Below are 24,555 nucleotides of genomic sequence, written 5' to 3' on the forward strand. Positions count from 1 at the left end.
GCGATGGCATTCAATCACTTACCGGCAGGCGTGCACGACGCCTTGGCCCCATTGTCCGTCACGCCGGTGACACACTCGGTGCCGATGGCCAAGAATCACCGATCCGATCGCCCCTTGCCCGAGGCCGCGCCCCGGCTGTCTCCGGGCGCGCTCCTGGACCGGCTCGCCCCGGGACCGAGCCGGGCATCGCGCATCACTCATACGGAGCACTTGCCCCCGCGTGAGGGTCGCCATGCCGTCTGGCCGGACCGGATTCGTCCCGAGGTCATCGCGGCCGTGCAGGCCCGCGGCATCGAACACCCCTGGGCCCACCAGGCCCGGGTCGCCGAGCACGCGCTGGACGGCGACTCGGTGGTCGTCGCCACGGGCACCGCGTCCGGCAAGTCGCTGGCGTACCTGGTACCCGTCCTCACGGCCCTCCTGGACGGCTCAGAGGCTCCCAACGGCCGCGGGGCGACCACCCTCTACCTGGCCCCCACCAAGGCCCTGGCGGCCGATCAGTGCCGCTCCGTGAAGGAACTTTCACAACCTCTGGGCAACTCCGTGCGGCCGGCGGTGTACGACGGCGACACCCCGTTCGAGGAACGGGAGTGGATCCGCCAGTACGCCAACTACGTCCTGACCAACCCGGACATGCTGCACCGGGGCATCCTGCCGTCCCACGCCCGGTGGTCCTCCTTCCTGAAGTCCCTGAAGTACGTCGTCATCGACGAGTGCCACACCTATCGCGGCGTGTTCGGCTCCCACGTCGCCCAGGTGCTGCGCCGCCTGCGCAGGCTGTGCGCCCGCTACGGCGCCTCCCCCGTCTTCCTGCTGGCCTCCGCGACGGCCGCGGAGCCCTCGGTGGCCGCGGGCCGCCTCACCGGCCTCCCGGTGGTCGAGGTCGCCGACGACGCCTCACCCCGCGGTGAACTGGTGTTCGCCCTCTGGGAGCCCCCGCTCACCGAGATGGTGGGCGAGAAGGGCGCACCCGTCCGGCGTACCGCCACCGCCGAGACCGCCGACCTGCTGACCGACCTCGCCGTCCAGGGCGTACGCACCGTCGCCTTCGTCCGCTCCCGGCGCGGCGCCGAGCTGATCTCGGTGATCGCCCAGGAACGCCTCGCCGAGGTCGACCGCTCGCTCGCCCGGCGTGTCGCGGCCTACCGCGGCGGCTATCTCCCCGAGGAACGCCGCGCCCTGGAGCAAGCCCTGCACTCCGGCGAACTCCTCGGCCTCGCCGCGACCACCGCCCTGGAGCTCGGCATCGACGTCTCCGGCCTCGACGCCGTCCTGATCGCCGGCTACCCGGGCACGCGCGCGTCCCTGTGGCAGCAGGCCGGCCGGGCGGGCCGGGCCGGACAGGGCGCGCTGGCGGTGCTGATCGCCCGGGACGACCCGCTGGACACCTTCCTGGTCCACCACCCCGAGGCACTCTTCGACCGCCCCGTGGAGTCGACGGTCCTCGACCCCGACAACCCCTACGTGCTCGCCCCGCACCTGTGCGCTGCCGCCGCCGAACTCCCGCTGACCGACGAGGACCTGACCCTGTTCGGCCCCGAGACCGAGAGCCTGCTGCCGCAACTGGAAGCCGCGAAGCTGCTGCGGCGCCGGACCAAGGCCTGGCACTGGACCCGCCGGGAACGGGCCGCCGACCTCACGGACATCCGCGGCGGGGCCGGCCGGCCGGTCCAGGTCGTCGAGGCCGGGACGGGCCGACTGCTCGGCACGGTCGACGCGGGCGCCTCCCACACCACCGTCCACGAGGGCGCCGTCCACCTCCACCAGGGCCGCACGTATCTTGTGCGCTCCCTGGACCTGGAGGACTCCGTCGCCCTCGTCGAGCAGGCCGACCCGCCGTACTCGACGGTCGCCCGCGACACGACGTCGATCTCCGTCCTGGAGACGGACGTCGAAATCCCGTGGGGCCAGGGCCGGTTGTGCTACGGATCCGTCGAAGTCACCAACCAGGTCGTCTCCTTCCTGCGTCGACGTGTCATCACCGGTGAAGTCCTGGGCGAGTCGAAGCTCGACCTCCCTCCTCGTACGCTGCGCACGCGTGCCGTGTGGTGGACGGTCACCGAGGACCAGCTGGACGCCGCCCGGATCAACCCCGAGATCCTCGGCGGGGCCCTGCACGCCGCCGAACACGCCTCGATCGGCATGCTGCCCCTCTTCGCGACCTGCGACCGCTGGGACATCGGCGGCGTGTCGGTCCCGCTGCACCCCGACACGCTGCTCCCGACGGTCTTCGTCTACGACGGCCATCCCGGCGGCGCGGGCTTCGCGGAGCGCGCCTTCCACACGGCCCGCTCCTGGCTCACCGCCACCCGGCAGGCCATCGCCTCCTGCGAGTGCGACGCCGGCTGCCCGTCCTGCATCCAGTCCCCCAAGTGCGGCAACGGCAACGACCCGCTGCACAAGAGGGGCGCGGTACGCCTGCTCACGGAACTCCTCCGGGAGGCCCCTGAGGGGAAGCCTGAGGAGAAGCCTGAGGAACAAGGGGTTCCCGAGGAGGAAATGCCTGAGGGTCAGAGGGAAGGGGCGGGGGAGACCCCGGAGACGGAGGAGACCCCAGAGGCGGGGGAGACCCCGGAGGCGGGTGGGGCACCGCGTTCGCCGGCCCCGCCCGCGCCCTGACCTCGGCTGCGAACAGCCCCCTCCCCGAAGCCGCCGTCACATCCGAGATCTCGCCCACGACGGCGCACCGCACCAGACGCGCGCCCTGCGCCCGAGCCACCCGGTCCGCCCGCGCGCAGGCCCCCTCGCGGCCGTCGGACCAGCGGTCGGCCGCTGCGAGCGCCGCGAGATCGGCGCCGCCCGCGGCACGGTGCCGGACCGCCACGGCCTGCCCGAGGGCGAGCACGACCCCGAACACCACACACAGCACGGCGATCGCACCGAGGCTCCAGACGCTCGCGGAGCCGCGATCGGCTTCCCCGCGACGCACGCGCCCTGCGACCCCGAAGAGACGCGCCCTCATGGCCCTGCCTCCCCGCCCGCCGTCACCACGGCCTCCTCCGCCGCGGCAACGGCTTCCTCCCGGACCTCGAAGGGCAGCCCGCGCAGCACGGGCGGCTTCGCGACGACGACCACACGGACCTGATCTCCCTCCCGGCTGACCGTCACCTCCGCCCCGCGCGGGGCCGTCGCACGGGTCACCTGGAGGACCGCGTCGGCCGGATCCTGCCGGGCGGCCGCCCGGGCGCCGGTCCTGGCCGCGTCCACGCACTGGATCTGCGCCGCCATGACGAGCAGCCCCCAGACCAGTGCCATCGCGAACGCCACCAGCACCGGCAGCACGACGGCCGACTCCGCCGTCACGAACCCCCGATCCCCGCCGCACACCGACCGGCGCGCGCACTGAGACTCACGCCCGCGTTCACGCCCCCGCACTGAGCGCCCGATTCACGAGTGCCTGAAGTTGAGCGCCGACCACGTCGCTCGTCACCACCTGGTGGAGGAGTACGGCGAAGCCGACCGCCGCCACAATCCCCATCGCGTACTCGGACGTCACCATCCCCGCGTCCCTCCGCGCCGCACGCGCCCTGCACATCACCGCGCGCAGCCGCGCCCCTACCGATTTGCACATTTCAACCCCCGTGTGATTCAGACCTGTTGGCCCTGTTTTGACTGTTCTGGTCCTACGAGCTCTGCGAGCACTTCGAGCTCTGCGAGCACTTCTGGTTCTGTTGGCACTTCTGGTTCTGTTGGTTCTGTTGGTTCTGTTGGTACTTCTGATCTTCTGGTCTTCTGATTGCTGGTTCTGCCGGTCACTCACCGTTCGCGCTCCTGCTCCCGCCCCCGCTCCCAGGGCGGGCGCGCTCATCGCTTCCTCATCGCCCACCCCCTCCCAGCACCCCGCCCGCGAGCCCGATGACGATCGGCAGCACGCCGACCGCGATGAAAGCGGGCAGGAAGCACAGCCCCACCGGCGCGGTGACCATGACGGCCGCCCGCCGAGCCCGAGCGGTCGCGGCACGCGTCCACTGGGCACGGGTGTCGGCGGCGAGCCGGGCGACCGGTCCGGCCGCCGGCAGCCCCGAGACGTCGGCCCGCTCCAACAACCGGGCCAGGGCAGCCGCACCCGGCATCGACGCCAACCTCCGCCACGCGGTTTCCGGTTCGCCACCCAGGCGCACCTCGGCGGCACCACGCGCCAGCCCTTCTCCGACGGGACCCCCGAGCGCCTCGCCCACGGCCTGCGCCGCGATCACCGGTCCGGCGCCGGCCGCGATGCACGCGGCCAGCAGGTCGGCGGCCAGTGGGAGTTGCCGTGCGGCGAGCCTGGCGTCGGCCTCGCTCAGCGCACCCGCACCCGCACCCGCACGCTGCCGACGTCGCCACCGCCCCAGTCCCACCGCCCCGACCAGCCCCAGTACGAGACCGGTGACGCCACCGACCACCACCCATCCGGCGCCCGCCACCAACACCTCGGGAAGCCACCGCCGTACGGCATCCCGCGCACCGGAGCGCCGGACGTCCGGCTCCGTCCTCGTGGTCAGCAGTTCGGCCAGACGCCGTCGTGCCCTGCGTTTGCGTCGCGCGGTCTCCAGCGACCGCATCAGCCACCAGAGGATCACCAGGATCCCCACGGTCGCCCCCAGCCTGTGGACAACTTCCTCACTCATGCCGCCTCCGTCCATGTCACCCACCCCTCCGCGCCGCCGCCACGCCGTCCACGTCATCCGCCCTGTCGCCGTTCGCTGTCGGTGTCACCCCCTTCACGTCGTCTCCGCGTCGCGCACGATCCGCAGGGCCCACCACATCCCCACGCCCTCCAGCACGCCGCCGACGAGCAGACAGCCCAGCCCCGCTCCGGTGTGCAGCAGGACGTGCAGCGGGTCGGCGCCGAGCCCCGCGCCCAGCAGGAGGCCGAGGCACGGCAGGCCGGCGAGCATCACCACCGTGGCGCGAGGGCCCGCCAACTGGGCTCGCAGATCGGCCCGTTGGTCCCGTTCCGCACGCAACGCCTCTTCGAGGCGGTCGAGTCCGGCCGCGAGACCCGCGCCCTGGTCCACGGCGACCCGCCAACACGCCGCGAGTCCCAGCAGACCGTCGGCCCCCGGCTGCCGTGCGGCGATCGCGAGAGCCTTGGGCACGTCCCCGCCGAACCGCGCCGCCGCCAACACCGCGGGCTGTGCCTCGCCGAGCCCTCCGGAGTCCCGCGCGGCCCGCTGCAACGCCTCCCCGGGCTGCCGACCGGAGAGCACCTCCCCGGCGAGGGCCGCGCAGAGCGCGATCACCGCGTCCCCCCTGCGCTCCCCCGTCCGCCTGGCGTCGGCGGCCCGCCGCGCCTTGCGCAGCAGGGGCACCCCGGCCGCCCCCGCGACGACCGGCAGCACCGAGCCGCCCAGCAGCGCCAGGACCAGCCCGGCGACCGGCACCCACCACTCGGGCTTCCACCGTGCCCGGAGCTTCCGTGCCTCCTCGGCCAGCTGCCACAACGGCGGGGGCCCGCAGTCGACGACCCCGCCCCCGGCGAGCAGCAACTGCGCCCGCCTGGCGCCTGAGTACGGTCCGCCCAGCAGCCAGGCCGCCGCCCCGGCACAGGCCACGGCCGCAGCCATCGGCACCTCAGCCATGACACCCACCCACCCTTTCGTCCCCGCTGTCCCCTTCGGTTCCTTCGGTTCCTTCGGTTCCTTCGGACCCATCGCCGCGCAGCAGCTCCCGCAGCCGCTCCCATCCCCGTTCGTGGGCGAACGCGTCCGCCCGCCAGCGCAGCGCCGGCACGGTCCGCACCAGCCCGGTCGGGTCCCGCTCCAGCACGTGGACCTCGGCGATCCGCCGCCGCCCGGCCGGGTCGCGTACGAGGTGCAGGACGACCGACAGGGCTGCCGCCAACTGGCTGTGCAGCGCGGCCCGGTCGAGGCCGGCCGCCGTGCCGAGCGCCTCCAGCCGGGCAGGGACGTCGGATGCGGCGTTGGCGTGGACCGTGCCGCAGCCGCCCTCGTGGCCCGTGTTGAGGGCGGCCAGCAGGTCGACGACCTCCCGCCCTCGCACCTCGCCCACGACGAGTCGGTCCGGCCGCATCCGCAGGGCCTGTCGCACCAGGTCCTCGAGCGTCACGAGCCCCGCACCCTCCTGGTTGGCGGGTCTGGTCTCCAGCCGCACCACGTGCGGGTGATCCGGTCGCAGCTCCGCCGAGTCCTCCGCGAGCACGACCCGTTCCCCCGGCCCGACCAGGCCCAGCAGTGCGCTCAGCAGAGTCGTCTTGCCCGTGCCGGTACCGCCGCTGACCAGGAAGGACAGTCGCGCCTCCAGCAGGGCCCGCAGCACCCGGTCGCCGCCCGGCGGAACCGTGCCCGCGGCCACCAGTTCGTCGAGCGTGAACGCGCGGGGCCGTACGACGCGCAGCGACAGGCAGGTGCAGCCGACGGCGACCGGGGGCAGCACCGCGTGCAGTCGCGTTCCGTCGGGCAGCCGGGCATCGACCCAGGGCCGGGCGTCGTCCAGGCGTCGTCCGGCCACCGCGGCCAGGCGCTGGGCGAGCCGCCGTACCGCCGCCGGGTCCGGAAAGGAGACGTCGGTCAGCTCCAGGCCGCCGCCCCGGTCGACCCAGACCCGGTCCGGCGCCGACACCAGCACGTCGGTCACCCACGGGTCGGTGAGCAGGGGCTCCAGGGGGCCGCTGCCGATCAGCTCGGACCGGAGGTGCTCGGCAGCGCCGAGGACCTCCGCGTCCCCGAGGACCCGCCCCTGTTCGCGCAGGGCCTGCGCCACGCGCGCGGGCGTCGGTTCGGCCCCGCTGTCGGCGAGCCACTGTCGTACGCCGTCGAGCAACGCCCCGCTCCCTCGCGCCCGTTCGAGCCCGGGCGGCGTGCTCATGAGCCACCCGCCTCGGTCAACGCGCGCTCCCAGAACCCCTTGCAGAAGCGGGCGAGGGGCCCGCGCGCGGTCGCGCCCGGCGGTGCCTTGCCGCCGTCCGGGCGCAGCAGCCCCGACTCGACGGGCACCTCGCCGGCCAGTGGCAGCCCGAGCAGCCTGGCCACCTCGCTGTCGTCGAGGCCGGGCGCGTAGGGGCCGCGTACCGCCACGCGCAGGTCGCGCAGCACCATGCCGACGGCGGAGGCCACGCGGCCGCCCGCCGCGACGGCACGCAGTTCGGCGGGGACCACGAGGAGCCCGAGGTCGAGTTGGGCGAGGATCTCGGCGACTCCGTCGTCGATGCGGCGCGGAAGGTCGACGACGACCGTGCCGCCTCGGCGCCGGGCCGCCGCGAGCACCGCGCGTACGGCCTGGGGCGCGATGGCGACGCAGTCGCCCCGGTCCCAGCTCAGCACCCGCAGCGCGTGCAGTCTGGGCAGCGACTCCTCCAGGGCGCCGCCGCCGACCCGGCCGCGCGAGGCGGCGAACGCGGGCCAGCGCAGGCCCTCCGTGCTCTCGCCGCCGAGGAGGACGTCGAGGCCGCCGCCCAGTGGATCGGCGTCCACGAGGAGGGTGCGCAGTCCTTCGCGCGCGGAGGTGACGGCGAGGGCGCACGCGAGCGTGGACGCTCCGGCACCGCCCCGGCCGCCGATCACGCCGACGGTGAGTGCGGGCCGTCCGACGCCTTCCGCGACGTCGGCGATGCGGTCGACCAGCCACTGTTCGCCGTCCGGCAGCATCAGGACATGGTCGGCGCCGATCTCCACGGCTCGCTGCCACACCCCGGAGTCGTCCTGGTCTCGTCCGACGAGGACCACTCCGCGGCGGCGGGCGGCCCCGCGCACCCGGCGTGCCGCGTCGTCACCGACCAGGACGAGTGGCGCGGACTCCCAGCTGCCCCGGCGCTCCGGGACCGAGTGATGCACCTCCGGGGTGGCCCCGGCGGCGGCGCACAGGCGCAGCAGGTCGTCGAGGAGTGCCGCGTCCTCCGTGACGATCAGTGGTTTTCCCGGCCGCCCTCGGGTGGTGGGCGGCGGGTCGTGCGTGACTGCTCCGGTCATGATGTCCATCCCCCTTCGCCGCGGGTCGCACAGTCTCTGCGGCCTCGCGATTCCCAAACGTGTGAAGAACCGGCATCCGGCTCCCATATGAACGGCCGACGGAAACCGGCCGTGGACGCCCGGCAAACGGAACCGGTCATGTGAAGTCGGCCCGAGCGGACGCGTTGGAATCACGGTGCGGCGAACCCGGAAATCGTGTGGATCTTGGTGGAAAACTGTGGACGAGTGGGTGGTTGTGAATATCGCCGTCACCCATACCGGTGACCGCCGCACCACCCGTGTGCGACTTCCGCAGAGCAGTCCGACGGCTACACGTCGACTACGGACGGTGACAGGGGGCGGACATGCGAAAGAGGCGGCCGCAGCCGCCTCGATGCGGCGTCACTGCCGCGTACAGAACAGAAAAACCCACCCGGACATGCGACGACCCCCGCCGGGGGGGAGAGCGGGGGTCGTCTCCACGGCCGACTCGGGGGGGGGAGGAGCCGGACCGCGTTAGCACGGTCGCGAACGATCCGTGACTTCCATGGTGTACCCGAGAGCCCCCTCAGGCAAACCCACGCGCCCACCTTACGCCGAATGGGCTGCCCCTATGCTCTTGGTTGTGGAAAACCACTCCTTGCCCCGCACAGCGGCCTTCTTTGACCTGGACAAGACGGTCATTGCGAAGTCGAGCACGCTCACCTTCAGCAAGTCCTTCTACCAAGGCGGGCTGATCAACCGCAGGGCGGCCTTGCGGACCGCGTATGCCCAGTTCGTCTTCCTCGTCGGCGGTATGGACCACGACCAGATGGAGCGGACCCGCGAGTACCTGTCCGCCCTCGTGCGCGGCTGGAACGTCCAACAGGTGAAGGAGATCGTGGCGGAGACCCTGCACGACCTGATCGACCCGCTGATCTACGACGAGGCGGCCTCCCTGATCGAGGAGCACCACACCGCCGGCCGGGACGTCGTCATCGTGTCCACGTCGGGCGCCGAGGTCGTCGAGCCGATCGGTGAGCTGCTCGGCGCGGACCGCGTGGTCGCCACGCGCATGGTCGTGGGCGAGGACGGCTGCTTCACCGGCGAGGTGGAGTACTACGCCTACGGCCCGACGAAGGCGGAGGCGATCAAGGAACTGGCCGAGTCCGAGGGGTACGACCTCTCGCGCTGCTACGCCTACAGCGACTCCGCGACCGACCTGCCGATGCTCCAGGCGGTGGGGCATCCGCACGCGGTGAACCCGGACCGGGCGCTGCGCCGCGAGGCCGTCGCGCGCGGGTGGCCGATTCTCGACTTCCACCGCCCGGTGCGTCTGAAGCAGCGGATTCCCACGTTCTCCGTACCGCCCCGCCCGGCGCTCGTCGCGGCCGCGGCCATAGGAGCGGCGGCGGCCACCGCGGGCCTCGTCTGGTACGCGAGTCGCCGCCGCGCGGCGACCGCCTGAGCGACCACCGCCCTTTTCAAACCCATTTGGGACCAAAAGCAAAGAACTGATGCCAGGACTTCCGCTTGCTGCTGACCTGGAGTACAAAGGACTTAACGGCCCGCGAGACCAAGGACATCCGAGAGGATCACCTTAATAACGCATTTGGCCCCACGGACCGCGCATGAACACTGGGCACCCACGCGACGTCGACCCGTCGATTACGGGCCAGCCGCACCAGGTGACGGGCGAAGTTCCCGGCCTGATGGGCAATATATCGAGGACGCTTGGTAACCGGGTGAACATGCCAGCGGCGGTACGAGAACTCGTACCGCCGCAACCCTTTGCAGGGCCCCCGCGCGGGGGCCTTTTTCATGTCCGGGCCCTCACTGAGCCCGCCAGGGGCGTTGCAAAGTCCTGTGCTCTTGTGGTCGCGCTGGTCAGGCGATGCCCAACAGGTCGAGCGGGCGAGTGAAGGGCTCGTAGGAGGCGTGCCGGATGCCGGCCGCGATGTTGCGGTGTCCGGCGCCGCGGAGCGCGTTGATCGCCAGGTTGCGCAGGGTCGACATGTTCTCGGGACCGTGACCGGTGTGGATCTTCGAGGCATCCTCGGCGAAGGCGGTGTCACGGACGAAGTGGAGCCGGTTCTCGATGGTCCACTGCGACCTGGCCAGTCGGCCCAGGCGCTGGGGCGATGCCTGATGCGAGGTCAGGTCCGTGATCGCGTAGACGGTCCGGCGGCTGACGGTACCGGTCGTGAGTGCGGTGGCGCAGGATGCGTACAGCCTGGTCAGCGTAGGGGAAGTCCAGGCCGAGATCGGTCACGGTGAGGGCCCTGGTCACCCTGATCTCCCGGCGGCCGTGGCCGATCTCACGGTCGTGGCGGCGTGCGGTGACGTCCTTCCACGGCAGCGACCGTAGCCGGCGGTGGAGTTCGGGCTGGTTGGCCTTGACCACCAGCAGGTAATGGGCCTTCTTCTCCTCGACCAGGAAGCGCGCGTGGGCGCGCTGGGTGTGCAGGGCGTCGGCGGTGACGGTAACCCCGGTCAGGTCGAAGGGCGCCAGTAGCACGGCGAAGCAGGTGATTTCGTTGGTCTTGTCGGGGACCCGTAGCTGGGTGACGGTACGGCCGTCGCCGGTCATCGCGGCCAGCAGGTGGGCGGCGGGCGGTTGTTGTGCCGGGAGCCGCGGGCGGCCTTGCCGTCGACGGCCACCGAGTCCGATCCCGCTGGATCGGCGCCGGTCAGGTCGGCCAGGCCGCCGGGGCAGACCAGGCCGATAACCCGCCGGATCGTGGCGGCACTCGGAGCCACGCGCACCCTCAACACCCTCACTACCCGAGCGCCCAGGCGGGACAGAGTGTGCTGCGGAGCGTTCGCGGACCACTGGCCGATGGCCGCATACGAGCGCGCGCCGGCGACCACCGCCGAGGCGGCAACCAGCAGCACCGCCACGAACGGGTGACGCACCCCTCGACGCCGACGCGGATCCGGCAGCACCCGCAACCGCTCCACCGGCGACAATCCCGCCACGCCTTCCACAGCGGGCGACTTGATCAGGCAGACGGTGGCAGACTGGCGACACATCGAAGCTCCTGTGGTGCGAGGCGACTTGGGAAGGTCACCCCGTTCAACCGGAGCTTCGATGCGTTCGTGACGGCCCGGCCCGTACTCCTCGCACCGCCGCGACCTGCGGACTCACACGATCACTGAGACTTTGCCATGCACCTGCCAGCGCAAGGCCGACGAGCTCGACCGCGGCCTGGACGCCGAGCTCACCGCCATGGACCCGTTGTGGTGCCTGGACCCCGACTAGAACCGCTCCTACCGCCGGATGCTCGGCTACCTCGCCGCCGCCGGCGGCACCGTCACCGGCCCGGTCAACCGCACCGGCCTGGGCGACGACCAGTCCTTCCGGCCCGGCGCGTGGCTGCGCAAGCAGGCGAAGGCCCGCACCGAAGGGAAGCTGACCGAGCAGCAGACCGCGCTCCTGGACGCACTTCACGCTGCCGAGGCCGCCGCCGGCTGACAGCGCCGGTCCGGGGCGGGATCTGCCGTCACGGCGAGGTGGGGCGCACTGTGGCGTCAGGACGTGATGTCCACCAGGACCTTGCCGACTGTGCCGCTCTCCACTGCGCGGTGCGCGTCGGCGGTGCGGTGGAGCGGAAAGCGGGTCAGCGGCAGGCCGTGTTCCTCGCCGACCGGCAGGGCGCCGTCGCGGACCGCGGCGGCGATGTCCTCGGCGGCCGCGGCGCGCGCCTGCGGACCGGCCGTGTAGAGCACCAGGAACTGGAGGCGCGTGTTGAGCACCATGTTGTGCCGCACGTCCAGTTCGACCGGCTTGCCGCCGTCGTTGGCGTAGGTCGCGATCGTGCCGCGCGCCCGCAGCACGGCCAGGTCCAGTGCGATGTTCGCGCCGAGCGCCACTTCGGCGACGATGTCGACGCCGTCCGGGGCGATCCTGCGGATCTCGGCGGCCGGATCCCCCTCTCGATAGTTGACCACGTGGTGGGCGCCGGCGGCGGTGGCCAGTCCGGCCTTCTCCGGGCCGCTGACCGTGCTGATCACGGTCGCTCCGGCCCAGCGGGCGAGCTGGATCACGGCGTGCCCGACCGCCCCGGCCCCGCCTGCGGCGAGCACGACCGCGCCGTCCAGCGCCCCCGGCCGCAGGCGGCGCGGGCCGTCCTCGGCGACGGTGAGCGCGCGGTGCGCGGTCAGCGCGGGGACGCCGAGTGCGGCGCCGACGTCGAAGCCGGCCTCGTCGGGCAGCGGCACGGCCCGCTCGGCCGGCACGACAGTGAACTCGGCGGCGGTGCCGGTGGGCCGCCCGGCGGCAGCCATGAACAGCCAGACCCGCTGGCCGACCCGGCTCCGCTCGACCCCCGCACCGACGGCGTCGATCACGCCGGCGCCGTCCAGGTGCGGGGTGACCTCGGAGAACTGCTTGGTATGGGCGGGGCCGGAGCGGGCCTGCCAGTCGGTCGGGTTGATCCCGGACACCGCTACCCGGACGCGGACCTCGCCGGGGCCGGGCACGGGCAGGTCGCGGTCGACGAGCCGAAGAACGTCGGGGCCGCCGTTGTCGCGGTAGACGATGGCTTTCATGATTCCGTCCTGATCGGGGCTGGTCAGCCGATGGGGACTTCGGCGGAGCGGGACTCAATGGCGTCGAGGGTGGCCAGGGTGGCGGCGTCGAGAGTGATCCCGCCGGCGGCCGTGTTGGCCTCGAGGTGAGCGGGGTTGGCGGTGCCGGGGATGAGCAGCACGTTGGGAGCGCGGTGCAGTAGCCAGGCGAGGCCGATCTGGGAGGGTGTGACGCCCAGGGATTCGGCCACGGCGTGCACCGTCGGCTCGTCGGTCGCCTTGGGCAGGCCCGGGAAGGACCCGCCGAGTGGGAAGAACGGCACCCAGGCGATGCTCTCGGCCGCGCACAGCCGCAGCAGGTCCTCGTCGTCGCGCGAGACGAGGCTGTACGCGTTCTGCACGCAGGCGATGCCCGCCGGCAGGGCGCGGCGAAGGCCGTCGAGGGTGACGCAGCTCAGACCGATCGCGCCGATCTTGCCCTCGTCGCGCAGGGCGGTCATCACTTCGAGCTGGTCGTCGAGGTCGACCACCTGGTCGCCGTCGGGGCGCAGGCCGGGGCCGGAGTCGAGCCGGCGGAGGTTGACCACCGGGAGCCGGTCGACGCCCAGGCTGCGCAGGTTGTCCTCGACGCTGGCGCGCAGCTGTTCGGGGCGCTGCGCGAGACGCAGTGGCAGAGGCCCGCCCGGGTCGGGGTCGGCCCCTACCTTTGTGACGACAAGGACGCCGTCCTCGGGGCGCAGCGCCTCGCGGATGGCCTGGTTCGCGAACCCGAAGCCGTAGAACTGGGCGGTGTCCACGTGGTCGACGCCCAGCTCGACCGCGCGGCGCAGCAGGGCGACGGCCTCGCCGCGGCTGTGGTGCAGGCGTTCGAGTTGCAGGGCGCCGTAGCCGACCCGGAAAACGGTGTGGCCTGCGAACGGAGCGGTCAGGGTGGTCATGGCGCGGTCTCCTCGGCCGGTGACTGCAGGGCGGTATACAGCAGTTGCGCCAGGTAGAGGCTCTGCACGCGGTGGGCGATCGGGGTGGCGCGCTCCTGGGCCTCGGCCGACTCGAGGTGTTCGACCTTGACCAGCCAGGCGGTGACGCTGTCGTGCACCATCACGCGCATCCGGTCGATCGTGTCGACGACGATGGCGTGGATGGCCGGGTTGTTGGTCGCCTCGCCCCAGGTCTGCACGCCGACCCGGGCTTTGACCGGGTCGATGCCGGCGATCAGGCGGGCGAGCAGTTCGTCGGGGTCGGGCGGGGTGTCGCTCCCGGCGTACTCGCCGAGGGCCTCCGCGCGCTTGGCGAGCACCGCGTGGGCGGAGGCCTGAACCAGCTCGGCCTTGTTGCGGTAGTGGGCGTAGATCGAGCCCGTCGACAGGCCGGACTCGGCCGTGATGTCGGCGATCGAGGTCCGCTCCAGGCCGTTGCGGCTGAAGCAGCGTACGGCGGCCTCGGTGATCTGGGCGCGCCGGAGTTCCTTGCGTGCGTCGGTGAGTCGAGGCACCACAACTCCTACAAAAAGAATCTCTGTTCTGCTTGCGAGGCCCTCACTATACAGAACCACGGTTCTTTTTGCCGTGCAGGCGGACGTTGGCGGGGATCACGTTTCGGAAAAGACCTGCGGCCCGGCCCGGGCGTGCAGGAGGCGTGAGATCAGTCAGAACAGCGCTGCACGAACCGGACGAGGAACGCCTCGTCCGGTTGGGAAGGTCACCCCGTTCAACCGGAGCTTCGATGCGTTCGCGACGGCCCGGCCCGTACCACTGGCACCGCCGCGACCTGCGAACTCACGCGATCACCGGGACTTTGAAATGCCCCTGCTGAGCCCGCTCCCCCCACAGCGCCCGCGTGCGTGGGCGTTACGCCGCCCCGCGCTGCAACGCCTCGCACACCGCCGTCGACTCGCGGGCACCCAGTTCGACGGCCTTGCCGCAATGGGCGATCCAGGCCGCCATGCCGTCCGGGGTACCGGACGCGTACCTCTCGAGGGCCGCCAGATAGGCCGCGCGGCCCAGCTCGGCGTGCCCCGTCTCGGCCGGGCAGACCGACTTGGGGTCGAGGCCGCTGCCGATGAGGACGATGCGCTGGGCGGCCCGCGCGACCAGCCCGTTGTGGGAGGTGAAGGGGCGCAGGGCCAGAAGCTCGCCGTGGACGACGGCGGCCGTCACCAGAGCGGGCGCGGACCCGCCGGCGATGATCAGCTGGGACAGACCCTCCAGGCGGCCGGCCAGTTCGTCGGCACCCGGCAGCGGCAGCTCGACCAGGGGTTCGTCGACCGCCTCGCCGGACTGCCGCGGACGTCCGACCTCATCGCCGTCGCTCGCCGCGGCCACCAGGTGCAGGCGCGCCAGCACCCGCAGCGGCGACTGGCGCCAGATGGACAGCAACTGGCCCGCCTCGGCGGTCAGCCGCAGAGCGGCGCCCACGATCCGCGCCTCGTCGTCGACACCGAAGTCGCTGCGCCGACGCACCTCTTCCAGCGCCCAGTCCGCCCCGGACAGCGCCGCGGAGCCGCGGGCGCCGCGCAGGGCCGCCTCGGCGGTGATCTCGGTGCTGCGGCGACGCATGACCCGGTGCCCGTAGACCCGGTCCACGGCCTTGCGCACGGACTCCACGGACTCGGCCACACCGGGCAACGAGCCCAGGGCCGCAAGCGGATCGGCGGACGCGCCTGTCGTACTCATGAGTACGACCCTACGCAACCGATGCCCGCGCCCCACGAAGGAGTGGTCTTCTTCACGGACATCTGTCATATACAGACATGTCGACACTGCGCTTGCTGAACATGAAAATTGCTTTCGTCGGGAAGGGTGGCAGCGGCAAGACCACCCTGTCCTCCCTGTTCGTCCGCCACCTCGCCGCCGACGGCGCGCCCGTGATCGCGGTCGACGCGGACATCAACCAGCATCTGGGACCCGCACTCGGCCTCGACGAGGCGCAGGCCGCCGAACTGCCCGCGATGGGCGACCGGCTGCCGCTGATCAAGAACTACCTGCGGGGTTCCAACCCCCGCATCGCCTCCACCGAGACGATGATCAAGACGACGCCGCCCGGTGAGGGCTCCCGGCTGCTGCGGGTGCGCGGGACCAACCCGGTGTACGAAGCCTGCGCCCGGCCGGTGGAACTCGACGGCGGCGCCGTCCGTTTGATGGTCACGGGCCCCTTCACGGACGCCGACCTGGGGGTCTCCTGCTACCACTCCAAGACGGGAGCGGTGGAGCTCTGCCTGAACCACCTGGTGGACGGGCCGGACGAGTACGTCGTGGTCGACATGACGGCCGGCTCGGACTCCTTCGCCTCCGGCATGTTCACCCGTTTCGACATCACGTTCCTCGTCGCCGAGCCGACCCGGAAGGGGGTCTCCGTCTATCGCCAGTACAAGGAGTACGCCCATGACTTCGGCGTCGAGCTGAAGGTCGTCGGCAACAAGGTGCAGGGCCAGGACGACGTCGACTTCCTCCGCGCCGAGGTCGGGGACGACCTGCTGGTGACGGTCGGGCACTCGGACTGGGTGCGCGCCATGGAGAAGGGCCGACCGCCCCGGTTCGAGCTCCTGGAGGACACCGACCGCCACGCCCTGCGTCTGCTGCGGACGACCGTCGACTCGGCGTACGACAGGCGCGACTGGGGGCGCTACACCCAGCAGATGGTGCACTTCCATCTGCTGAACGCCAAGGCCTGGGGCGACGAGCGCACCGGGGCCGACCTGGCCGCGCAGGTCGACCCCCACTTCGTCCTCGCGGAGAGCATCCTCGAAGAAGGCGCCCTCGGGGAGAGCGTCACAGCCTCCGTTACCGCCTGACCGCCGGCGCGCCGGGCACACCCTTCGGGGCCGGGGCGGGGCCGCCGGAGAGGAAAGACGCCCAGCCCTGCTTGGGGGCCCCGCCGACCTCCAGGGTGCGCAGCTTGGCCAGGGTCTTCGGGTCCTGGGCGTCCAGCCAGTCCGCCAACTGCCGGAAGGACACGCAGCGCACGTCGGGCTTGTTGCAGACGGTCTCGACGACCTCCTCGACGGCGCGCATGTAGATGCCGCCGTTCCAGGACTCGAAGTGGTTGCCGATGATCAGCGGTGCGCGGTTGCCGTCATAGGCCCGGCCGAAGCCCTTGAGCAGACCGTCCCGCATCTGGTCGCCCCAGAACTCGAACTTGGCGGGGTCGCCCTGGGTCTTGGTGCCGGACTGGTTGACCATGAAGTTGTAGTCCATGGTCAGCTGCTCATAACTGTGGCCGGGGAAGGGCACGAGCTGCATCGACAGGTCCCACAGGCCCTGCTTCTTGCCGGGCCAGACCTGGTTGTTGACGCCGCTGGTGTCGTAGCGGAAACCCAGATCTCGGGCGGCCTTCATGAAGTTGGCCTGCCCCTCGAGGCAGGGGGTCCGGGCGCCGATGAGTTCCTTGTCGTAGTCGAAGGGCAGCGGGGGCGCCTTCTTCAGTCCGGTGTTGGTCTTCCAGGTCTTCACGAACTGCTTGGCCTGGTCGATCTCGTCCTTCCACTCCTCGACCGACCACTCGCCGACGCCGCCGTTCTTCCCGCAGAAGTGGCCGTTGAAGTGGGTGCCGATCTCGTTGCCCTCCAGCCATGCCAGGCGCAGCTGCTTCGCGGTCTCGGCGATGCCCTGCTCGTCGTTGAAGCCGATGTCGGAGCGGCCCGGCGAGTGCTGCGGCGGCTTGTACAGGTCGGCCTTCTCCTTCGGCAGCATGTACACGCCGCTGAGGAAGTACGTCATCTTCGCGTGGTTGGCCTTGGACACCTTGCGGAAGTGGGAGAACAGCTTCTGGCTGTCCTCGCCGGCGCCGTCCCACGAGAAGATCACGAACTGCGGTGGCTTCCGGCCCGGCTTCAGGCGCTCGGGCCGGGGCAGGTGGGGCTGTGCGCCGGTGTACGCGGTGGAGCCGTCTCCAATCAGGCGGACCACGCTCTTGGGCGCCGGGGCCGGCTTCGCCTTCCGCGGGCCTGAAATTCCCGCCTGGGAACCGTCGGCTCCTGTCGCGCAACCGGCCAGCGATGCAGCGACAGCCGCGGCGGCCACTGCGCCGACGGCGATCCTCTGGGTGGCGACCATGTTCCGCCCACCTTCTTCCTTCTCTCGGCCAACGCCGACGAGGGCGTTCTCTGGTGACGCGCCGGGACGAGCCGACGGCGCCGTCAAGGTCGCATGGGACCGAGAAGGAATTAATACGACAAGCCGACAAAAAGACCACTTCACCCTTGAGAATGATTAACTGCCCCATTTGCCACATAAATCCATGCTTGACCTTTACTCTGCATTACGATCTGTTTACCGAGTGTTGATTTCATCCCGCCGCTGCACGCCGTGACCCACGGCCGCGACCGCCCCCGCCCCCGCCGGGGGACCCCTGTTCCGCGACCGCGCTGCCCCGGAGGAGACGGGAAAATGGCCGCCTGCGTCCCCACCCGCACCGCCCGCTCGACGCGCACCGAGCGTGTCCACCGACCCCACAGCCCCCCACCGGCCCCGAACCGCCGCTTCCACATCGCGGGCGCCGACGTGTCCGCCTCGATCGCGGTCTTCCTGATCGCCCTGCCCCTGTCCCTCGGCATCGCCCTCGCCACCGGCGCGCCCCTGCGAGCCGGCCTCGTCGCCGCCGCCGTGGGCGGGATCGTCGCCGGCTGGCTCGGCGGCTCGCCGCTCCAGGTCAGCGGCCCCGCAGCGGGCCTGACCGTCGTCACCGCCGACCTCATCCACCGCTACGGCTGGCGGGCGACCTGCGCCATCACCGTCCTCGCCGGACTCGCCCAACTGGGCCTCGGCTGCCTGCGCGTGGCGCGCAACGCCCTCGCCGTCAGCCCGGCCATCGTGCACGGCATGCTGGCCGGCATCGGCGTCACCATCGCCGTCGCCCAACTGCATGTCGTCCTCGGCGGCAACCCGCAGAGTTCCGTCCTCGACAACCTCCGGGCCCTGCCCGCCCAATTGGCCGGCCTGCGGCCCGCGGCCGTGGCCGTGAGCGCGCTGACCCTGACCCTGCTGCTGCTCTGGCCGCGCATTCCCGGCCGGGTGGGGCGCCTGCTGCACAAGGTGCCCGCCGCGCTCGTCGCCGTCACAGGCGCCACCGCGATCGCCGCGCTGGCCGGCCTCACCGTGCCCAAGGTCGACCTGCCGTCCTGGAGCAGTCACGCGCTGGCCGGGCTGCCCGAGGGCCCGGTGCTCGGGCTCGTCGCCGCGGTCCTCACCACCACGCTGGTGTGCAGCGTGCAGTCGCTGCTGGGCGCCGTCGCCGTGGACAAGCTGATCTCCTCGCGCCCTGCCCTGCTCGGCTCACGCTCCACCCGTGTCGGCCGCTCCGACCTGGACCGCGAGCTGCTGGGTCAGGGCGCGGCCAACATCGTCTCCGGCGCACTCGGCGGACTGCCCGTGGCAGGCGTGGCGGTGCGCAGTTCGGCGAATGTCCAAGCCGGTGCCGTGAGCCGGAACTCCACGATGCTGCACGGCGTTCTGGTAGTAGTCGCCGCGCTGCTGATGGTCCCGATCCTGGATCTCATCCCGCTCGCCTCACTCGCCGCCCTGGTGATGGCCGTCGGCATCCAGATGGTGTCGCTGCACCACATTCGCACGGTGACGCGCCACCGAGAGGTGCTGGTGTACGCCGTCACCACCCTCGGCGTGGTGTTCCTCGGCGTCCTGGAGGGCGTGGTGCTCGGCATCGCCGTGGCCGTCACCGTCGCCCTGCACCGCCTCGCCCGCACCCGCATCACGCACTACGAAACGGAAGGAGTCCATCACGTCCATGTACGAGGCCAGTTGACGTTCCTCGCCGTGCCGCGGCTCAGCCGCATCCTGCATCACGTGCCCCAAGGCACCCATGTCGTGGTCGAGTTGGACGGCTCCTTCATGGACCACGCGGCATACGAGTCCCTCCAGGACTGGCAGCGCACACACCGCGCCCAGGGCGGCTCCGTCGAACTGACCGGCCGCCGCTCCGGAACAGGGCTCGACGACAGAGCCGGCGCCCACGCCGAGGGGGGCGAGTCGACCACCCCCCGAGGCCTCGACGCCACGCGCACCGCAGAGGCCCCGATCGCCGACTGCCGCTGCCGTCCCTGGACGCCCTGGCGCAACCACCAGTGCGAGGTGCCACGGGAAACGACAGCGACCCGTAGGACGACCGGCACGACGGATCCGACCGACACGGCAGACACGGCAGACACGGCAGACACGGCCCACGCTGCGCACACCACCCGCACCGCCGGCACGGCCCGCACAACCCGCACCGCACTGCCGGGAGAGCCGACCCGGAGAAAGGAGAGCACAGGAGCCACGGGGACCACTGAGACCGCTGAGACGGCGGAACTCACCGAGCCTGCGCGGTCCATGGAGCCGAGCGGACATCAACTGATGCGTGGCATCAGCGCGTTCCAGCGCAACACCGCGCCGCTGGTCCGGGGTGAGCTGGCCCGGCTGGCCCGGGAGGGACAGCGGCCCACCCAGCTCTTCCTCACCTGCGCCGACTCACGGCTGGTCACCTCGATGATCACCTCCAGTGGTCCCGGCGACCTGTTCGTGGTGCGCAATGTGGGCAACCTGGTGCCGCCGCCCGGCGAGGAGAGCGGGGACGACTCGGTGGCGGCTGCGATCGAGTACGCGGTCGATGTGCTGGAGGTGCGCTCCATCACGGTGTGCGGGCACTCCGGGTGCGGGGCCATGCAGGCGCTGCTCAACTCCGACCCCGGTGACGACCGGACGCCGCTGAAGCGCTGGCTGCGGCACGGGGTGGCGAGTCTGGAGCGGATGGGCGACGACAGCCGTTCCTTGGCCCGGCTGGCCGGGCGGGCGCCCGCCGATCCGGTCGAGCAGCTCTGCCTGACCAACGTGGTCCAGCAGTTGGAGCATCTGCGGGCCCATGAGCCGGTGGCCCGAGCCCTGCGGGCCGGCGTACTGGAGCTGCACGGGCTGTACTTCCACGTGGGCGAGGCCCAGGCCTATCTCCTCACCGAGGCGGACAGCGGCGAGGACGTCGGTGAAGGCGACGGCGGGGTGTTCGACCACGTGGGAACGGCGGACGTGTCCGCGTGAGTCCGGCGCCGGTGTGCGGCCCGTCCCGGCGGGTTCGCACACCGGCACCGGCACCGGCACCGGCACCCGCATCCCTCTGCCTGCGCGGAGATGTGAAAGGCGTTACACCGGCTGAACTCCGTTCGCCCCGTGTCCGTGGGTACGGATGACCCTCGGGCTCCCAGGCCCGCCCAGCGCCGAATCGCGAACCCCGACAGGTCTAAACCAATTTTCTGTCGGGCCTTGTCATCGGCCCCTTGGGTCTGATGAGCTGTGGCCTGGGACACAACGGACACACCGACGGACACCACCGAACACATCGCCGAACACATGCCGGACACACCACCGGACACGGACACCCTTCGAGAGGGAGATGTCGTGAGCAACGAGAGCCTGGCCAACCTGCTCAAGGAAGAGCGCAGGTTCGCGCCGCCCGCCGACCTGGCGGCCGACGCCAACGTCACGGCGGAGGCGTACGAACAGGCCAAGGCTGACAGGCTCGGCTTCTGGGCGGAGCAGGCCCGCCGACTGGCCTGGGCCAAGGAGCCGACCGAGACGCTGGACTGGTCGAACCCGCCCTTCGCGAAGTGGTTCAAGGACGGCGAACTCAACGTCGCCTACAACTGCGTGGACCGGCATGTGGAGGCCGGGCACGGCGACCGGGTCGCCATCCACTTCGAGGGCGAGCCCGGGGACAGCCGCGCCATCACCTACGCCGAGCTCAAGGACGAGGTGTCGAAGGCTGCCAACGCGCTGCAGGAGCTGGGGGTTCGCAAGGGCGACCGGGTCGCCGTCTACATGCCGATGATCCCCGAGACGGCGGTCGCGATGCTGGCGTGCGCCCGGATCGGCGCCGCGCACTCCGTCGTCTTCGGCGGCTTCTCGGCCGACGCGCTGGCCACCCGGATCCAGGACGCCGACGCGCGGGTCGTCATCACGTCCGACGGCGGCTACCGGCGCGGCAAGCCGTCCGCGCTGAAGCCGGCCGTCGACGACGCGATCGCCAAGGCCGGCAACGTCGAGCATGTGCTCGTCGTGCGGCGCACCGGCCAGGAGGTCGCCTGGGACGACAGCCGTGACGTGTGGTGGCACGAGATCGTCGAGCGGCAGTCCGCCGAGCACGCGCCCGAGGCGTTCGAGGCCGAGCACCCGCTGTTCATCCTCTACACCTCCGGCACCACGGGTAAGCCGAAGGGCATCCTGCACACCTCCGGCGGTTACCTCACGCAGGCCGCGTACACCCACCACGCGGTCTTCGACCTCAAGCCGGAGACCGACGTCTACTGGTGCACGGCCGACGTCGGCTGGGTCACCGGCCACTCGTACATCGTCTACGGGCCGCTGGCCAACGGCGCGACCCAGGTCATGTACGAGGGCACGCCCGACACCCCGCACCAGGGCCGCTTCTGGGAGATCGTCCAGAAGTACGGCGTGACGATCCTGTACACGGCGCCGACCGCGATCCGTACGTTCATGAAGTGGGGCGACGACATCCCCGCGAAGTTCGACCTGTCCTCCCTCCGTGTGCTGGGCTCGGTCGGCGAGCCGATCAACCCCGAGGCGTGGATCTGGTACCGCAAGCACATCGGCGGCGACCGGACCCCGATCGTCGACACCTGGTGGCAGACCGAGACCGGCGCGATGATGATCTCGCCGCTGCCCGGCGTGACCCAGACCAAGCCCGGTTCCGCGCAGACCCCGCTGCCCGGCATCTCCGCGACCGTCGTCGACGACGAGGCGAACGAGGTGCCGAACGGAGGCGGTGGCTACCTGGTCCTGACCGAGCCGTGGCCGTCGATGCTGCGCACCATCTGGGGCGACGACCAGCGGTTCCTCGACACGTACTGGTCGCGCTTCGAGGGCAGGTACTTCGCCGGCGACGGCGCGAAGAAGGACGACGACGGCGACATCTGGCTGCTGGGCCGCGTCGACGACGTCATGCTCGTGTCGGGCCACAACATCTCCACCACGGAGGTCGAATCGGCCCTCGTCTCCCACCCGTCCGTCGCCGAGGCAGCCGTCGTGGGTGCCGCCGACGAGACGACCGGGCAGGCCATCGTGGCCTTCGTCATCCTGCGCGGCACGGCGAACGCCGAGGACGAGAACCTCGTCAACGACCTGCGCAACCACGTCGGCGCGACGCTCGGCCCGATCGCCAAGCCCAAGCGGATCCTGCCGGTGGCCGAGCTGCCGAAGACCCGCTCCGGCAAGATCATGCGCCGCCTGCTGCGGGACGTCGCGGAGAACCGTCAGCTCGGAGACGTCACCACCCTGACCGACTCCACCGTCATGACCCTCATCCAGGCGAAGCTCCCGGCCGCGCCCAGCGAGGACTGAGCGGGACGGACCGAGCGGGACGGACCGCGGACGACCGTTCAAGGGCACCCGGCGCGCCTCGCACCACGCGCGCCGGGTGCCCTTTGGCACCTAACGTAGGGATCACCGGATCCTCCCCACGCACCTCCACACGCACCTTCCACGCACCGTTCAACGCGCCCTCCCCACTCACCTTAGGTAAACTAAACAAAGGTGCGCCGGGAAGTCTGGTCGGCATGTGCTTCGTCCTGCCCACCGACCGGAGGTCCACCCCGTGGCCGCGCCCCGCACCGCCCACTCCCCCCGCTCCCCCGGCCCCCGCAAGGTCTTCGGGCGGCTGTCCCTCCCCGAGCGGAACTTCGTCGCGGAGGCGCTGCGCACCGAGACCGTCGGCGGTGTGCTGCTGCTCTTCGCCGCCGCGGCCGCGCTGATCTGGGCGAACGTCCCCGCACTGCACGACAGCTACGAGAGCGTCAGCGACTTCCACCTCGGCCCCGACGCCCTCGGACTGCACCTGTCCCTCGCGCACTGGGCGGCGGACGGCCTACTCGCGGTCTTCTTCTTCGTCGCCGGCATCGAACTCAAGCGCGAACTGGTCGCCGGCGACCTCAAGGACCCCAGGGCCGCCGCGCTCCCCGTCGTGGCCGCGCTGTGCGGCATGGCCGTACCGGCACTCGTCTACACGCTCACCAACCTCACCGGCAGCGGCTCGCTGGGCGGTTGGGCCGTGCCCACGGCCACCGACATCGCGTTCGCGCTGGCCGTGCTCGCCGTCATCGGCACGTCACTGCCGGGCGCGCTGCGCGCCTTCCTGCTCACACTCGCCGTCGTCGACGACCTGTTCGCGATCCTGATCATCGCGGTGTTCTTCACGAGCACCATCGACTTCGCCGCGCTGGGCGGCGCGGCCCTCGGGCTCGTCGTCTTCTGGCTGCTGCTGCGCAGGGGCGTCCGCGGCTGGTACGTGTACGTGCCGCTCGCGCTCGTCATCTGGGCGCTGATGTACAACAGCGGCGTGCACGCCACGATCGCCGGGGTCGCGATGGGCCTGATGCTCCGCTGCACGACGCGCGACGGCGAGGAGCAGTCGCCCGGGGAGCGCGTCGAGCACCTCGTGCGCCCCTTGTCCGCGGGGCTCGCGGTCCCGCTGTTCGCCCTGTTCAGCGCCGGTGTGACGATCTCGGGCGGCACGCTCGGGGAGGTGTTCGGCCGGCCGGAGACCCTGGGCGTCGTCCTCGGTCTCGTCGTCGGCAAGACGATCGGCATCTTCGGCGGCACCTGGCTGGCCGTCCGCTTCACCCGGGCCTCGCTCAGTGACGATCTCGCCTGGGCGGACGTCTTCGCCGTCGCGTCCCTCGCCGGCATCGGCTTCACCGTGTCGCTGCTGATCGGCGAACTCGCCTTCGAGGGCGACGCGGCGCTGACCGACGAGGTCAAGGCGGCCGTCCTGCTGGGCTCGCTCATCGCGGCGACCCTGGCGACGGTCCTGCTCAAGCTGCGCAACGCCCGGTACCGCCGAATGTGGGACGCCGAGGAACGCGACGACGACCTCGACGGCATCCCGGACGTCTATGAGCAGGACGACCCGGCATACCACCTGCGCATGGCGGACATCTACGACGACAAGGCCGCCGAGCACCGCCGCCGGGCCGCGGAGATCGCCCGGCGAGACAGTGAGCATGCGGCCGACGCGCGCCACGGACGTGCCGAAGTGGCGGACGGGGCGGGCGAGGAGGCCGACCGTCCGGCATGATCTGACGGGACGGTACAAAAGAACCCAAGCAGCACCGCAGCCAGAAGCACGTAGTAGCAAGAAGCAGCAGCAACAAGAGGGAGAA

21 protein-coding genes and 1 pseudogene are annotated in these 24,555 nt (G+C 71.5%); 7 read left to right on the forward strand and 15 right to left on the reverse strand.

The window, feature by feature from the left end:
• The first annotated feature begins 3 nt into the window (after window positions 1-3).
• Window positions 4-2,619: a DEAD/DEAH box helicase gene (locus tag AB0J04_RS05405; RefSeq protein ID WP_363167045.1), complete on the forward strand. Its 2,616-nt coding sequence runs from the start codon at window positions 4-6 to the stop codon at window positions 2,617-2,619.
• On the opposite strand, the pseudogene AB0J04_RS05410 reads toward AB0J04_RS05405, so the two are convergent.
• The 7 genes and pseudogenes from AB0J04_RS05410 to ssd form a co-directional block, all read right to left on the reverse strand.
• Window positions 2,597-2,962, reverse strand: a pseudogene (locus tag AB0J04_RS05410) (Rv3654c family TadE-like protein); the annotation flags it as partial. The gene AB0J04_RS05405 and the pseudogene AB0J04_RS05410 sit on opposite strands and share 23 nt — an antisense overlap.
• Window positions 2,959-3,303, reverse strand: coding sequence for a TadE family type IV pilus minor pilin (locus tag AB0J04_RS05415; protein ID WP_363167046.1), 345 nt, complete (start codon window positions 3,301-3,303; stop codon window positions 2,959-2,961). The gene AB0J04_RS05415 and the pseudogene AB0J04_RS05410, both read right to left, overlap by 4 nt.
• 58 nt (window positions 3,304-3,361) lie before the next feature.
• Window positions 3,362-3,571 carry a DUF4244 domain-containing protein gene (locus AB0J04_RS05420; protein ID WP_363167047.1) on the reverse strand — a complete coding sequence of 70 codons (210 nt, stop codon included), beginning with the start codon at window positions 3,569-3,571 and terminating at the stop codon, window positions 3,362-3,364.
• Window positions 3,572-3,815: 244 nt separating this feature from the next.
• Window positions 3,816-4,610, reverse strand: coding sequence for a type II secretion system F family protein (locus AB0J04_RS05425; protein WP_363167048.1), 795 nt, complete (start codon window positions 4,608-4,610; stop codon window positions 3,816-3,818).
• 93 nt (window positions 4,611-4,703) lie between these two features.
• The gene (locus tag AB0J04_RS05430) at window positions 4,704-5,564 is read right to left on the reverse strand and encodes a type II secretion system F family protein (protein ID WP_363167049.1); all 861 of its coding nucleotides are present in this window, start codon (window positions 5,562-5,564) and stop codon (window positions 4,704-4,706) included.
• Window positions 5,557-6,810, reverse strand: coding sequence for a TadA family conjugal transfer-associated ATPase (locus AB0J04_RS05435; RefSeq protein ID WP_363167050.1), 1,254 nt, complete (start codon window positions 6,808-6,810; stop codon window positions 5,557-5,559). Before AB0J04_RS05435 ends, AB0J04_RS05430 begins: the two co-directional genes overlap by 8 nt.
• Window positions 6,807-7,910 carry a septum site-determining protein Ssd gene (gene ssd, locus AB0J04_RS05440; RefSeq protein WP_363167051.1) on the reverse strand — a complete coding sequence of 368 codons (1,104 nt, stop codon included), beginning with the start codon at window positions 7,908-7,910 and terminating at the stop codon, window positions 6,807-6,809. Before ssd ends, AB0J04_RS05435 begins: the two co-directional genes overlap by 4 nt.
• A gap of 592 nt (window positions 7,911-8,502) precedes the next feature.
• Here ssd and AB0J04_RS05445 point away from each other — a divergent pair.
• Window positions 8,503-9,336, forward strand: a complete 834-nt coding sequence (locus AB0J04_RS05445; protein WP_363167052.1) for an HAD family hydrolase — start codon at window positions 8,503-8,505, stop codon at window positions 9,334-9,336.
• Between the two features lie 419 nt (window positions 9,337-9,755).
• Here AB0J04_RS05445 and AB0J04_RS05450 read toward each other — a convergent pair whose 3' ends face one another.
• From AB0J04_RS05450 to AB0J04_RS05460, 3 genes are read right to left on the reverse strand one after another with little or no spacing between them, the layout of a single operon-like run.
• A complete protein-coding gene (locus tag AB0J04_RS05450) occupies window positions 9,756-9,884 on the reverse strand; it encodes a hypothetical protein (protein ID WP_363167053.1) in 129 nt (42 codons plus the stop codon).
• Window positions 9,885-9,939: 55 nt separating this feature from the next.
• Complete coding sequence (locus AB0J04_RS05455) at window positions 9,940-10,458, reverse strand: transposase (protein ID WP_363167054.1); 519 nt, start codon at window positions 10,456-10,458, stop codon at window positions 9,940-9,942.
• Window positions 10,455-10,901, reverse strand: coding sequence for a transposase family protein (locus AB0J04_RS05460; protein ID WP_363167055.1), 447 nt, complete (start codon window positions 10,899-10,901; stop codon window positions 10,455-10,457). The genes AB0J04_RS05455 and AB0J04_RS05460 overlap by 4 nt, the downstream gene beginning before the upstream one ends.
• Window positions 10,902-11,148: 247 nt before the next feature.
• Between AB0J04_RS05460 and AB0J04_RS05465 the strand changes: the two genes are divergently transcribed.
• Complete coding sequence (locus AB0J04_RS05465; protein WP_363167056.1) at window positions 11,149-11,343, forward strand: hypothetical protein; 195 nt, start codon at window positions 11,149-11,151, stop codon at window positions 11,341-11,343.
• A gap of 56 nt (window positions 11,344-11,399) precedes the next feature.
• Here AB0J04_RS05465 and AB0J04_RS05470 read toward each other — a convergent pair whose 3' ends face one another.
• From AB0J04_RS05470 to AB0J04_RS05485, 4 genes are all read right to left on the reverse strand, one after another.
• The gene (locus AB0J04_RS05470; protein WP_363167057.1) at window positions 11,400-12,419 is read right to left on the reverse strand and encodes an NADPH:quinone reductase; all 1,020 of its coding nucleotides are present in this window, start codon (window positions 12,417-12,419) and stop codon (window positions 11,400-11,402) included.
• Between the two features lie 23 nt (window positions 12,420-12,442).
• The gene (locus AB0J04_RS05475) at window positions 12,443-13,336 is read right to left on the reverse strand and encodes an aldo/keto reductase (RefSeq protein ID WP_363167058.1); all 894 of its coding nucleotides are present in this window, start codon (window positions 13,334-13,336) and stop codon (window positions 12,443-12,445) included.
• Window positions 13,333-13,890, reverse strand: coding sequence for a TetR family transcriptional regulator (locus AB0J04_RS05480; protein ID WP_363167059.1), 558 nt, complete (start codon window positions 13,888-13,890; stop codon window positions 13,333-13,335). Before AB0J04_RS05480 ends, AB0J04_RS05475 begins: the two co-directional genes overlap by 4 nt.
• A 355-nt stretch (window positions 13,891-14,245) precedes the next feature.
• Complete coding sequence (locus AB0J04_RS05485) at window positions 14,246-15,070, reverse strand: oxidoreductase (RefSeq protein WP_363167060.1); 825 nt, start codon at window positions 15,068-15,070, stop codon at window positions 14,246-14,248.
• A 77-nt stretch (window positions 15,071-15,147) separates the two neighbouring features.
• On the opposite strand from AB0J04_RS05485, the gene AB0J04_RS05490 reads away from it, so the two are divergent.
• Window positions 15,148-16,188 carry an ATP-binding protein gene (locus AB0J04_RS05490; RefSeq protein ID WP_363167061.1) on the forward strand — a complete coding sequence of 347 codons (1,041 nt, stop codon included), beginning with the start codon at window positions 15,148-15,150 and terminating at the stop codon, window positions 16,186-16,188.
• Here AB0J04_RS05490 and AB0J04_RS05495 read toward each other — a convergent pair.
• On the reverse strand, window positions 16,178-17,449 hold the full coding sequence (locus AB0J04_RS05495) for a hypothetical protein (RefSeq protein ID WP_363167062.1): 1,272 nt from the start codon (window positions 17,447-17,449) through the stop codon (window positions 16,178-16,180). The two genes, AB0J04_RS05490 and AB0J04_RS05495, sit on opposite strands and share 11 nt — an antisense overlap.
• A gap of 333 nt (window positions 17,450-17,782) precedes the next feature.
• Here AB0J04_RS05495 and AB0J04_RS05500 point away from each other — a divergent pair, with 333 nt between their 5' ends.
• The 3 genes from AB0J04_RS05500 (at window position 17,783) to nhaA (ending at window position 24,470) form a co-directional block, all read left to right on the forward strand.
• A complete protein-coding gene (locus tag AB0J04_RS05500; RefSeq protein WP_363167063.1) occupies window positions 17,783-20,422 on the forward strand; it encodes a bifunctional SulP family inorganic anion transporter/carbonic anhydrase in 2,640 nt (879 codons plus the stop codon).
• Window positions 20,423-20,779: 357 nt separating this feature from the next.
• Entirely contained in the window at window positions 20,780-22,738 is a 1,959-nt protein-coding gene (gene acs / locus AB0J04_RS05505; protein WP_363167064.1) for an acetate--CoA ligase, read from the forward strand.
• Between the two features lie 253 nt (window positions 22,739-22,991).
• Window positions 22,992-24,470 carry a Na+/H+ antiporter NhaA gene (gene nhaA / locus AB0J04_RS05510; RefSeq protein WP_363167065.1) on the forward strand — a complete coding sequence of 493 codons (1,479 nt, stop codon included), beginning with the start codon at window positions 22,992-22,994 and terminating at the stop codon, window positions 24,468-24,470.
• Window positions 24,471-24,555 lie beyond the last annotated feature (85 nt).

This window comes from Streptomyces sp. NPDC050263 (genome assembly GCF_040655955.1).
GTDB lineage: Bacteria > Actinomycetota > Actinomycetes > Streptomycetales > Streptomycetaceae > Streptomyces.